Genomic DNA, 12,582 nt, shown 5'->3' with positions numbered 1-12,582 from the left:
TTTTAGGAATGTCGGCATGAAAAGCCAATCCAATTCTTTGCATGTCACCTTGGCACATCGCCTGCTGGACTACGTGCGGGCAGGGCATTTGCAGGCCGGGCATCATTTGACGGAACAATCGCTGGCCGAGGCGCTGGGTGCGTCGCGCTCGCCCATACGCGGCGCACTGGCCTATCTGGCGGAAAAAGGCATTGTGGGCGCACAGCCGCCCCGACGTGGCTTATATCTGTTGAAAGGGGCCGACCAGCTTGGTGTGATCGAAGAAGAGCTGGGCACCAGCCAGGACGACCAGATCTATCTGCAACTGGCCCGCGACAAGCTATCTGGTATTTGGGGTGACACCTTGTCGGAGAACGACGCCATGCGCCGCTATGGCCTGACACGCGAGCGTGTGCGCCGCATTCTGGCTCGTGCTGCCAATGAAGGTTGGATGGAACAGCGCGCCAGCAAAGGCTGGTCTTTCCTGCCCATGATTGACGGCCCTCAGGCTTGCGAAGAAAGCTATACCTTGCGCCAGATGCTGGAACCAGCGGCCATGCTGCTGCCGGGCTTCGCCATTGACTCCACTGTCTTGCGCCGGGTGCGTTTGCAGCAGCAGGCCTTGGCCGACGGGGGCTGGCGTCATGCCGGACACGCGGAAATGTATCAGGCCAATGCCACCTTCCATGAAGCCTTGGCCTCCTTGTCCGGTAACCGCTTTATCGCCCAGACCGTGACACGCCAGAACCAGTTGCGGCGCTTGCTGGAATATCAGGAAACCCTGGATCGGGAACGTATTCGTCGCCAATGCCTGGAGCATCTGGCAATTCTGGATTTGCTGGAAAAGGGCGAACGCGCTCAGGCCTCCGCCCTGCTGGCCCGCCATCTGGGCAATGCCAGTGAAGAGAAAGTACAGCAGCTGGAGCGGCAGCAGCAGCAACGCAGCGGCCAGCCCGGCGCTTTTAGTGAATCGATGGTCTCTCACGCCGAACCCATGGAGGAGACGGCGCAATTTTCTTTAATGGCGCAAGCCAAGAACCAGGAATAACGTGATGAAGCAAAAATCCCTTCCCGCCGTGTTCATGCGTGGTGGCACCAGCAAAGCCTTGATGCTCAATATTGCAGACCTGCCTGCCGAGCGCGACGACTGGACGCCTCTGTTTTCTGCTGCCATGGGTACGCCGGACCCTTATGGTCGCCAACTGGACGGCATGGGCGGTGGTGTTTCTTCCTTGTCCAAGGTTTGTATTATCGGCCCGTCCAGCCATCCGGACGCGGACGTGGACTATACCTTTGCGCAAGTAGCCATCAAGGAAGAGAAGGTGGATTACCGTGGCAACTGCGGCAATATGAGCTCGGCCGTCGGCCCTTACGCAGTAGAGCAGGGCATGGTCAAGGTTGAGGATGGCGAAGCGTGCGTACGCATTCTGAATACCAACACCAACAAGATCATTCACGCCCACTTCACGGTTGAAGATGGTCAGCCCCGGTACGACGGTGATCTGTCCATTCCCGGCGTAGGCGGCACGGGCTCGCCTATCCGTCTGGACTTTGTGGAACCTGGTGGTGCCTCTACTGGCTCCTTGCTGCCTAGCGGTGAATTGACCGAGTGGCTGGATGTGCCTGGCGTAGGCCGTATCGAGGTGTCGCTGGTGGACGCGGCCAACGCAGCGGTGTTTGTACGCGCGGCTGATGTAGGCCTGACCGGTCTGGAATTGCCCGACTGGCTGGAAGCTCACCCTGAAGTGCTGGAGCGTCTGGACGCAATTCGTGTGCAGGCGTCGGTACGCATGGGCATTGCTCCCGATGTGGAAGCCGCACGCCAGATTCGCATCGTGCCCTTTGTTTGCATCGTGTCGCCGGCTCAGGACAACCCGACCTTGTCTGGCGACGTGGTTCCTGCCAAAGAGATTGATCTGGTTGCCCGCGTGATTTCCAATGGCCAGCCGCACCGCGCCTTGCCCTTGACGATCTCGCTGTGCACTGCTGTGGCTGCTCGTTTGACGGGCAGCCTGCCTTCGCAATGTCTGTCTGACTCGGTTGCCCCTCAAGGTCCACTGCGTCTGGGCATGCCTTCCGGTGTGCTGACAGTGGGCGCGGAAGTGGAAAAGAAAGATGGCCAGTGGTTTGCCAAGGCCGGTTCTTTCTATCGTACGGCGCGTCGCCTGTTTGACGGCCGTGTGTGGGTTCCTGGCAAAGCCTTGAAGGACTAATCCACGATACGCAAGTCCTGCGAGGGCGAACGCCCGAAGCGGGACTTGTAGTCTGCACAGAAGCGGCCGAAATGGTTGAAGCCGCAGCGCAAGGCAATCTCGCTGACCTGGGTGCCCGGCACGGCATGACGAATGGCTTGCTGGGCCGCTTCCAGACGAATCTGTTTCAAGAACTGCATGGGGCTCAGCCCCCGCTCCGTACGAAATGCCAGCGTCAGGCTGCGCACACTGGCACAGGCCGCGGTGGCAATCTGCTCCAGCGTCAGGGCCTCGTCCAGGCTGGCCCGCATGAAATCCTCGGCTCTTTGTACCCGGCGCGAACTGGCCGGGCGCACGCTTTGCTGCAATTGCTGGCTGTAGTTACCCGGCTGGGTATGAAACAGATGCAGCAAAAGATTGTCCTCGGCCTGACGCGACCACTGGTCCATTTCGGGCGGCAAATGCCCACCGTAAGCCAGCAAGCTGCCAATCTGGTGCTGCCAGGCGCAGCCGTGCGGCGAATCCAGAGACATGCCAGCAGCAAATTCAATGGGCCGATCCAGGCTCAAGCCCAAGGTCTGACGGGCCACTTCTTCCAGCCTGTGGCGCGGAATCTTCACTAAAAACTGTTCACAGCCCTGTTCCCAATCCAGTTCAACCTGCAGGGAAGGGGAGATCACGCTGGCGATTTTGGGGTTGGCCTGGACGTACTCCCGACCAACCCGAATACAGGAGCGTCCCTGTATAGGCACCTGAAATAGCAGGAAATCCTCCAGAATCCCCGGCGACACCTGCACCGCCGCACCATATTTCAGCAAGACAAAGGAAAAGCTGTGGCTGCTGGCATAGCGCAGGGAAGCATCGACCGGGCCGTCATTCCAGGTCAAGCGGTGCTCGGTTAAAAAACCGGCCGTCTCGCTGCGTGTCTGGTCCGGGCAGCGCGATTCAAAGCGCGGCGCACTGTGTTGCAAGGGGGCCAGCCCTGACATAAACCACGCTTGCATGATGTGTGTCTCCAAATTATTGCCGGTTCGGGATAAGGCTTGCCATATCTGGATAGCCGCCCATTCTGCGCCGGTCTAATGTATTTCAAACCTAAAACAGTAGTCCTGTCCCGGCACCTTAGCAGATTGGGATACGACTGGGAATTGCTGTATTCACGTAGTCCCTTGGGCCCGTCTTTTCTGGCTTGCAGGACAAGCGCCGCAAAAATCACGGGCGTCAGTGGTACACAGCTTCCGGCGTATTGGGGGTGGTCCAAGGCAGAACTAAAGTCCAGTTTTTTGAAAGACAGAGGACGGAGACAAACATGAAAAAACAAGTGGCGTTCTGTATGAGCACGCTGGCCTTGGCCCTGGCCTGTAGCCCGGCATCCAGTCAGGAAGTATTCAAGGTGGGGCTGCTAACCACCTTGTCTGGCCCTGGTGCAGCCATTGGCGCAGAAATCCGTGATGGTTTCGAGCTGGGCCTGAACCACTCGGGTGGCAAGCTCGGCGGTGTGGATGTGGCCTTGACGGTGCTGGATGATCAGCAAAAACCAATGGAAGGCCGCCAGGCGGTGGACCGTCTGGTCAAGCGCGACAAGGTCGATGTGATTACCGGCATGGCCTTCTCCAATGTACTGCTGCCCGTGATGCCGACGATTTTGAACAGTGACACGGTCTATATTTCCGCCAACACCGGCCCGGCCGATTACGCGGGCGAACGTTGTCACCCCAATTTCTTCAGCGTGTCCTGGCAGAACGAGGATATTCCCGCTGCCATGGGCAAGTACGTGACCGATCAGGCGCACAAGAAAGTCTATTTGATCGCGCCCAACTACCCCGGTGGTCGCGAGTCCATTGAAGGCTTCAAGCGTCTGTTCAAGGGCGAGATTGCCGACGAAGTGTATGTGAAGGTCGGCCAGATGGATTACGCCGCCGAGCTGGCACAAATGCGAGCTTCGGGTGCGGATGCCGTGTTTTTCTTCCTGCCCGGCGGCATGGGCGTGTCTTTTATCAAGCAACTGATCAACTCGGGCCTGTCCACGCAACTGGCGGTGTATACCCCCGGCTTCTCGGCTGATCAGGACACGATTGCCGCGATTGGCGAGTCCATGAAGGGCATGGCGAATGCCGCCCAGTGGTCGCCCGATCTGGATAACCCGGTCAACAAACGCTTTGTGGCGGATTTTGAAAAGACCTACGGTCGCCTGCCTTCCATGTACGCCTCCCAGGGCTACGACGCCGCCTTGTTGCTGGATGGCGCACTGAAGGCTGATCCCAAGGCCGCTACCGACCGGGAGGCCCTGCGTAAAGCCTTGCGCAGTGCACCGTTCGAGTCCGTACGCGGCGCCTTTGCCTTTAACAACAACCAGTATCCGGTGCAGACCTACTACATGCGTGAAGTGGCCCCGAATGACAAGGGCCAGATGAGCAACAAGATTGTGTCCACCGTATTCGAGCAGTTCCAGGATCATTTTGCACCGCAGTGCAAGATGGAAAAGTCATAAAGAGGGTGCGTCAAGCATCCGGCAGCAAGGAGGTAATGATGAGCTATAGCAACGAACAGCTGTCCGCATTGGTGCGGGGAGACAGCGTACATAAATCGGTCTATACCGACCCCGAGATCTTCCGTCTGGAGATGGAGCGCATTTATGGCCGTGCCTGGATCTACATCGGCCACGACAGCCAGGTGCCTAATCCCGGCGACTACCACACCACCTTGTTGGGCGGCCAGGACGTCATCATGGTGCGCGGCAGCGACAAGAAGGTGTACGTGCTCTACAACCGTTGCCCGCACAAGGGTGCGAAAGTAGTGGCCGATGGCTGTGGCAACGCGGGCAAGTTCTTCCGCTGTCCTTACCACGCCTGGACGTTCAAGCTGGACGGTCAGCATCTGGCCGCTCCGATGAAAAACGGCCTGGAAAACACCTGCTTTGATCCCAAGCACCCGGACTTCTCCATGCGCCGTGTGGCTCGTGTGGAAAGCTACCGTGGTTTTGTTTTTGCCTGTCAAAGCGCCCACGGCCCAGACCTGAAAGAGTTTTTGGGCCCCATCATCACCTCCATCGACAATCTGTGCGATCGCTCACCCGTGGGTGAAGTGGAAGTGGCCGGTGGCAGCTTCAAGGTCTGGCAGCCCTCCAACTGGAAGGTGTTCTACGAGAACCTGCACGACACCATGCACGCCAACGTGACGCACGAGTCGTCCTACGTGGCCGCCCGTGAGCAAGCCGAAGATTACGGCTCCATGCCATTGGAACTGCACATCATGGACGGTAACGGCGAGCCCTACGGTTTCTGGGAAAAGCTGGATCTGTATGCCTTTGATAACGGCCACGGCTATATGGAAGGGATTTTCAATCCCGGTGCCATCGAAACCGACCCGATCACCAAGGCGCACTACGAAACGCTGAAAGAAGCCTACGGTGAAGAAAAAGCCTTGAACATTCTGGGCGAGAACCGTCACAACAGCATTATTTACGGCAGTGGCTCGCCCCACACCGTATTCCAGCAGTTCCGTGTGATTCGCCCGGTGGCGGTGGACCGCACTCATGTGGAAATCCAGCTGTTCCGCCTGAAAGGTGCGCCTGACGATATTTACAAGCGCGGCCTGATGTACGCCAACCTGATCAACTCGCCGTCGTCCAACGTGATGCCGGACGATATCGAAGTCTATGGCCGCTGTCAGGAAGGTAACCAGACCAATGGCGGAGACTGGATCAGCATGCACCGCTATGACGGCACCGACAAGCCTATCGAAGGCGGTATGGTCGCCACCAACGGCACCAGCGAATTGCCCATGCGCAATCAGTTCCGCGCCTGGAAGCATTTCATGACTACCAGTCTGTACGACGCGCCTGCGCAGTCGGAAGACAGTGGTAAAGCCACGGTGCGTTCGGCTTCTGGTGAGCCCATCGCCCCCGCAACACAGGCTTAAGCGGGCTGCTGTCCGAGCCAAGGAGAATTCTTATGTTGTTTGATATTGATTTTGACGTCAGCGTGGATCAGGTCACGCCTGTGAACCTGAGCCTGGAAGCCATCCGTGAAGTGGAGCAGTTCATCTATCACGAAGCTCGTTTGCTGGACGAGCGTCGCTGGCAAGCATGGCTGGATCTGTGGACCGAGGAGGGCATGTACTGGATTCCTCACAGCTACGATCAGGAAAGCCCTTACGAGCACATTTCCCTGTGCTGGGAAAACAAGCTGCTGCGTGAATTGCGTATCCGTCGTCTGGAAAACCACCGCAACTGGTCCCAGCAGCCAATCACACAGTCCTGCCGTGTGCTGGGCAATGTGATGATTGATGGCACTGATTCGGAAGGCTATCTGGTGGTGCGTTCCAGCTTCCACTCCATGGAGTGGCGTGGCAAGGATCCGGTCTACCGTGTGGGCAGCCTGATTCACAAGCTGCAGGCCCAGGAGGGCGGTGGCTGGAAACTGCGCATGAAGCAGGTGAACCTGGTGGATCGTGACGCGGTTCACGGCGCTATTCAGGTGTACATCTAATGTCGGCAGCCCATCACACAGCCTTGCTGGCCCTGCATTATCAAAACGACGTCCTGCACGCCGATGGCCTGATCCGCGTGGGGGTAGAGGCCAATAGTCCCCAGCGCCAGGCCTTGATCGAGGCCGCAGGCCGTTTGCTGGCGCAGGCCCGTGCACAGGGCGTGCCCATTGTGCATGTGCGGGTGGGCTATCGGCCTGACTATGCCGACCTGCTGTGCAATGCACCGATTCTGCACAATGTGAAACGAATCGGTGCCATGCAGACTGGCAGTTGGGGAGCCCAGTTCTTTGACGGGCTGGCTCCCTTGCCCGACGAGTTTGAAGTTCACCACACGCGTATCAACGCTTTCTTTGGCTCCGCGCTGGAGCCGGTGGTGCGTCGTTTGGGCGTGGAGCGTCTGGTGATTGCCGGTGTGGCTACCCATTCTGTAGTCGAGAGCACAGTGCGCCATGCGGTGGATATGGGCTATGAGGTGGCGGTGGTGGCCAGCGCCTGTGGTGCTCCCCCCGCGACCCATGAGGCCTCCCTGGCCAGCATGAGCCTGATTGCTCATATTGACCGGGACGAAGATTGGGCGACGGTGTTCGGCGCACCAAAAGCACAGTAGGAGAAGCACATGCAGCAGGACATGAAGGTGAATTTACAAGGTAAGGTCGCCATCGTGACCGGGTCCACGCAAGGGCTGGGGGCGGACATCGCCCTGGCTCTGTGTGCCGCCGGTGCGTGGGTGCTGATCGTGGGTCGCAGTCAGGAAGAAGGTCAGCGTACCGAGGCGCGTTTGCAAGCGGTGGGCAAGGCTCAGTTCATGGCCGCCAATATTTGCGACGATGCCCAGCTGGATGCCTGTGTACAGGCGGCTCTGGCGCAAACCGGGCGCATTGATATTGTGGTCAACAATGCCTGCTCGTATGGCGATGAAGGCCTGGCCTCCAGCCGCGAGCTCTGGCATCAGACGCTGGACGTGAACCTGATCTCCAGCGCCATTCTGGCCCAGAAAGCCACGCCTTATATGGGGCAGGGCGGGGTCATCATCAATATGGGCAGTACGGGTGGCAAGTTTGGCGTGGCTGGACGTGCGTTGTATCCCGCTTCCAAAGCGGCCATCCTGCAGTTCACCAAGAGTCTGGCGGTGGAGCTGGCTCCCTCGGGCATTCGTGTGCTGACAGTCTCGCCCGCCTGGACCTGGTCGCCGTCCGTTGAACGCATGAGCGGCGGTTCGCGTGAACTGGCCAACCAGGTCGGTGCACAAGTGCATCCTTTGGGCCGTGTGGGTTCGGGTGAAGAGGTTGCTCAGGTAGTGCTGTTTGCCGTGTCGGGCGCGGCGTCCTGGATGACAGGGATTGATCTGCCCGTCGATGGTGGCTTTTCCGTGCTCGGGCCAGAACAGGGCAAGTCGCCCCGTCACTGGTTTGAACGCTGGCAGGCGCAGTCGTCTGGCTCGTAAATAGAAAAGTGCGGTAAAAGATGTCCAGGGCTTGTGAACAGCTGTTTCTTGTGGCGTGTTCACAAGCCCTGACCCCGTTCAGGGCAATTTAAAAAAGGTGTGGGATGACAGACTCAACAAATAAAAAATCGTATGCCGTTATTGTGGTGGGCAGTGGCATTAACTCCCTGGTGTGTGCCGCCTTGCTGGCGCAAAAGGGCAAGCAGGTCCTGGTGCTGGAGCGTAACGACCGTGCGGGTGGGTGTATCCGCACTGAGGAACTGTTCCCCGGCTTTACCCATGAATTGCTGTCGTCCTGGTACCCCTTGTTCACCTCCGGTGCGGCCTATGCCCGTCTGAAAGACGATCTGGCTGCCCAGGGCGTGGAGTTTCTGGAAAACGGCTACACCACGGGGGTGGTGGGCAGCGATGGCAAAGGCCTGGCCCTGCGTCACGATGTGGGTGATTCCATTCAGCGTATCAATGGTTTGCAAGCTGGCGATGGCGATGCTTTTGGTGCCATGTGCAGCCAGTTGTTCGAGCGCGATGCTGGCCTGACCTTTGGCTTGCTGGGCACAGAACCTTACAGCCGTGGCTTGTTGGGTCTGCTGTTCTCGCAATGGCGCAAGCGTCGCATGGACGGCATGGTGCAGTATGGTCGCGAGTCGCTGGAATCCTTCCGTCGCTGGGCGGACCGGGAGCTGAAGGATGACCGCGTGCGCGGCATGATGGCCCCCTGGGTTCTGCATTCGGGCCTGGGCCCTGATGATGCCTGCTCGGCACTGATCGGCAAGCTGACCTTTGCGGCTGTGGTCGCCGGTGGCATGCCCGTGGTGAAAGGCGGCGGCCAGAATCTGGTGCGTGCTCTGTGCGCTATTATTGAAAAAGCCGGTGGCCGTATTCAGCTGAACACGGAAGTGGAAGAAATTGTGCTGGACGGCCAGAAGGCTCGTGGCGTGCGTGCCGGTGGTCAAGTCTACGAAGCCAGCCATGTGGTGTGCAACGTTACACCGCCACAGCTCTATGGTCGTTTGTTGCCGGGTGCTCCCGCCCAAGTACGTGAACAAGCCAATGCCTACCGTTTTGGCCGTGGCGACATGCAAATTCATCTGGCGCTGGACAGCATGCCTAACTGGAGCGATCCAGAGCTGCTGAAAGTACCGTTGCTGCACTTGTCCGACAGCCTGGAGGACGTCAGCATGAGCGTGGCCCAGGCCAATAACGGCCTGATCCCGGCCAAGTTCACCGTGGCGATCGGCCAGCCATGCTCGCTGGACCCCAGCCGTGCGCCGGAAGGCAAATGGATACTGTGGATGCAGATGCAGGACATGCCATCCAAGCTACGCGGCGATGCTGCTGGCAAGATCGAAGTGCCAGAAGACGGCAAATGGACCGAAGAAGTCAGCAAGGCCGTGGCCGAGCGCATTATCGACCAGCTGGAAGGCGTGATGCCCGGTTTGCGTCAGCAGATCGTGGGCCAGAAAGTGCTGTCGCCTGCCGATCTGGAGTCCATCAACTGCAACCTGGTGGGCGGGGACCCGTACTCGGGCATTTGCTCCCCTGATCAGTTCTTCTGGATGCGCCCTTTTGCGTCCAGCAATGGCGCTCGCTCTCACGCTACACCGTACAAGAACGTCTACCACATTGGTGCGTCCACCCATCCAGGCCCAGGTCTGGCGGGAGCGTCCGGATTCATGGTGGCGGAGCAGATTCGTTAATCCTGCTTGTTCCTGGGCCTGAGGCTTGATGCCTGCAGGCAGAATAACCGGCCGGGGTAGGTGTTTTGCACCTGTTATGGCCGGTTTTTTTGCTTCTTGGCATTCAGCCAGAAGGGGAGATGAGGGGGAGTAAAGGAGCCGGAACCTGAAAAGTGAGCAGTTCGGGGCGTTTATCGCCTAAAAAAACAGGGTTCTCGTGAATACCTCATGCGCCAAGCCCACAATAGTTCGGTATTCTGTGCATGTTTTCTGCTGCCCTGGCGGTTTCATGCTTGGGGCCTCATTGTTTAGCCGGAGTTTTATTGATGCACGCTTTTCGCCGTTCGCGCCTGTGTGCTTTTTTGTCCTTGTGGCTGCTGGCTGTGGTGCTGGCTGTTACCGCTGTCCCTGTGACGGCCGAGACAGTGGCATTGACGCCTGCGCAGGCCAGTGAATCCCTGAATGAATTGCGTGACACGCTGCAAACTGTCCAGGACCGTTTGCAGAAAAATGATGGCTTGGGCGATTCCGATCTGGTTGCCTTGCGCAATCAGTTGCTGCTGGCGCAAGAGCAGGCTCAGGAAATGAGTGTGCGTCTGGAGCCTGAGCTGTTGAGCGTGACCGCGCGTCTGAATCAGTTGGGGCCTGTGGATGATCCGGCGGGGGAGTCCGAGGACATTGCGCGCCAGCGTGCTCAATTGCAGCAGGCGGTGACCGAGCTGGACGGCATGATCAAGCTGGCCCGTTTGATCGGCGTGGAAACAACGCAAGGCCTGGATCAGGTGTCCAAGCAGCGCCGCGTAATTTTCCAGGCGGAATTGGGTCGGCAGTCGCAGTCCGTGTTGACACCGCGCTTCTGGCGCAATGTGTCGCGCGATTTGCCCGGTGATCTGGCCAGGGTTGAACGCATGCGCAAGGAGCTGGCTCAGCGGGTAATCGATTTGCCCGCTTATGTGCTGTGGTCGGCAGGAGCCTTGGCTCTGGTCTTGCTGGCTTTGTCGGTCTGGGCGGTACGGGGGCTGGAGCGTTTTACCATCAACCACACCAAGCCCTCGCGCTTGCGACGCTCTTTTTATGCGACGGCCTTGATTGTGCTCTACAGCCTGACGCCCGGTTTGCTGGCGTCGGTGGCGGCAGGGCTGTTTTACTGGAACGGCAATCTGGCTCCGGATCTGTCCAGCTTTGTGTCCAAGTCCGTATTCGCCTTGTATCTGGGTGGCTTTGTGACCGGGATGGGCCGCGTGCTCCTGTCGGCGCAGCGTCCTAGCTGGCGCTTGCCTCCCATCCCCAGCAATGTGGCTTTGAAGCTGGCATGGTTGCCCATTGCTCTGGGCATCATGGTGGCCTTGACCTGGATGTCGCAGCAGTTGCTGGGCCTGATCAATGCCACGCTCAGCACTACCTTGCTGGTCAACAGTTTTAACACGCTGACACTGAGCATCTTTATTGCCATTGCAGCCTGGAACTTGAGCCAGGGACGGGACAAGACTCCCGTTCCAGAAGGTGGCGAGGACCCGCAGAAAACGGCTCCGGTTCAGCAGGGGGCGACCTGGTTACGCGCCATTCCTATCACCCTGGGTGTGGTCATTGGGCTGGGGATGATTGCCTTCTTGCTGGGCTACATCGCCTTGAGCAGTCTGATTGTGCAAGAGGTGTTGTGGCTGAGTCTGGTGATTTGCACCTGCTATGTCCTGGTCGCGCTGATTGCGGATATCGGTCAAAGCCTCTTGCTGCAATTTAAAGAGAAGCGCGCCGCCAATGAATGGACCAGTACGCAATTGCGGGGCAGCAGCCAGATCGTGATCGTATTGTCCGGAGCCTTGCGTCTGTGCCTGATTATTACGGCAATTACCCTGGTTTTGTTGCCCTTTGGAGAAGACCCCACGCAGTGGTTGCAGCGTCGTTTGGGCTTTTTGGTTAAAGGTTTTTCTTTAGGTCAGGTTCAGTTAAAACCCAGCTCGGTCCTGCTGGCCGTACTGATTCTGGTGCTGGGCATTTTGTTTGTCAAAGCCTTGCAGCGCTGGGTTGCCAACCAGCTTTTACCCGCCACGCGTATCGATCCGGGTATGCGAGTGTCTACTGCTAATCTGTTCAGCTATGTGGGCTACTTTATTGTGGTGGCTACGGCGATTTCGTCTCTCGGAATCGGTCTGGAGCGCATGGCCTGGGTGATTTCAGCCTTGTCGGTAGGTATCGGTTTTGGCTTGCAAGCGGTGGTGCAGAACTTTGTATCGGGGCTGATTCTATTGGCCGAACGTCCCATCAAAATTGGGGACTGGGTCAGCCTGAACGGGGTAGAGGGCAATGTACGCAAGATCAATGCCCGTGCCACGGAAATTGAAATGTTCGACCGCTCCACCTTGATCGTGCCGAACTCCGAATTCATCACCAAAACCGTGCGTAATGTGACCTTGAGCAACCCCTTGGGGGTGGTGAAGGTCAAGATCAATATGCCTATCGACACAGACGCTAAACGGGTACGTTCTATCATGCTGGATGTGATGCAGAACTACAGCGACGTGCTGGCCGACCCGGCGCCGGATGTGACGCTGGACGGCTTTGATGCTAACGGCTTGCAGTTTACGGCGACCTGCTATGTAAGCTCGCCTCGCATTGGCAGCCGGGTACGCAGTGTCCTGATGTTCGATATTCTGGATGAATTACGCAAGGAAGGTCTGGCGTTGCACCATACTCAGACCATGACGGTATTGCCCAATACACCGGTCGCCAGCCAGAGTGAAAGCGGCAACCCCTTGCTGAATGATTGAACCTCGATAAAAACAACAGGCAGGCCCCAGGG

General features: G+C 58.2%; 10 protein-coding genes. 9 read left to right on the top strand and 1 reads right to left on the bottom strand.

Translation table 11 applies throughout. From position 1 onward, the window contains the following. The first annotated feature begins 16 nt into the window (after positions 1 to 16). Together ACU6HM_RS18485 and ACU6HM_RS18480 are read left to right on the top strand one after the other, a co-directional pair. Positions 17 to 1,027, top strand: a complete 1,011-nt coding sequence (locus tag ACU6HM_RS18485; protein ID WP_009460951.1) for a GntR family transcriptional regulator — start codon at positions 17 to 19, stop codon at positions 1,025 to 1,027. A 4-nt stretch (positions 1,028 to 1,031) separates the two neighbouring features. Next, a complete protein-coding gene (locus ACU6HM_RS18480; protein ID WP_009460950.1) occupies positions 1,032 to 2,192 on the top strand; it encodes a 2-methylaconitate cis-trans isomerase PrpF family protein in 1,161 nt (386 codons plus the stop codon). Here the strand turns inward: ACU6HM_RS18480 and ACU6HM_RS18475 are convergent. After that, positions 2,189 to 3,175: an AraC-like ligand-binding domain-containing protein gene (locus tag ACU6HM_RS18475; RefSeq protein WP_009460948.1), complete on the bottom strand. Its 987-nt coding sequence runs from the start codon at positions 3,173 to 3,175 to the stop codon at positions 2,189 to 2,191. The genes ACU6HM_RS18480 and ACU6HM_RS18475 overlap by 4 nt on opposite strands. A 305-nt stretch (positions 3,176 to 3,480) precedes the next feature. On the opposite strand from ACU6HM_RS18475, the gene ACU6HM_RS18470 reads away from it, so the two are divergent. The 7 genes from ACU6HM_RS18470 (at position 3,481) to ACU6HM_RS18440 (ending at position 12,550) form a co-directional block, all read left to right on the top strand. Next, a complete protein-coding gene (locus ACU6HM_RS18470) occupies positions 3,481 to 4,662 on the top strand; it encodes an ABC transporter substrate-binding protein (RefSeq protein ID WP_009460946.1) in 1,182 nt (393 codons plus the stop codon). Positions 4,663 to 4,700: 38 nt separating this feature from the next. Then, complete coding sequence (locus ACU6HM_RS18465; RefSeq protein ID WP_035268328.1) at positions 4,701 to 6,092, top strand: aromatic ring-hydroxylating dioxygenase subunit alpha; 1,392 nt, start codon at positions 4,701 to 4,703, stop codon at positions 6,090 to 6,092. A gap of 32 nt (positions 6,093 to 6,124) precedes the next feature. Then, positions 6,125 to 6,661 carry an aromatic-ring-hydroxylating dioxygenase subunit beta gene (locus ACU6HM_RS18460; protein WP_088452498.1) on the top strand — a complete coding sequence of 179 codons (537 nt, stop codon included), beginning with the start codon at positions 6,125 to 6,127 and terminating at the stop codon, positions 6,659 to 6,661. Then, entirely contained in the window at positions 6,661 to 7,269 is a 609-nt protein-coding gene (locus ACU6HM_RS18455) for a cysteine hydrolase family protein (RefSeq protein WP_035268323.1), read from the top strand. The genes ACU6HM_RS18460 and ACU6HM_RS18455 overlap by 1 nt, the downstream gene beginning before the upstream one ends. Before the next feature lie 9 nt (positions 7,270 to 7,278). Next, positions 7,279 to 8,106, top strand: a complete 828-nt coding sequence (locus ACU6HM_RS18450; protein WP_009460939.1) for an SDR family oxidoreductase — start codon at positions 7,279 to 7,281, stop codon at positions 8,104 to 8,106. A gap of 104 nt (positions 8,107 to 8,210) precedes the next feature. Further along, positions 8,211 to 9,803 carry a phytoene desaturase family protein gene (locus ACU6HM_RS18445; RefSeq protein WP_446764180.1) on the top strand — a complete coding sequence of 531 codons (1,593 nt, stop codon included), beginning with the start codon at positions 8,211 to 8,213 and terminating at the stop codon, positions 9,801 to 9,803. A 305-nt stretch (positions 9,804 to 10,108) separates the two neighbouring features. Then, a complete protein-coding gene (locus ACU6HM_RS18440) occupies positions 10,109 to 12,550 on the top strand; it encodes a DUF3772 domain-containing protein (protein ID WP_446764179.1) in 2,442 nt (813 codons plus the stop codon). Positions 12,551 to 12,582 lie beyond the last annotated feature (32 nt).

It is taken from the genome of Alcaligenes sp. RM2, from assembly GCF_052931795.1.
This window is presented reverse-complemented; position numbering and strand designations above follow the sequence as displayed.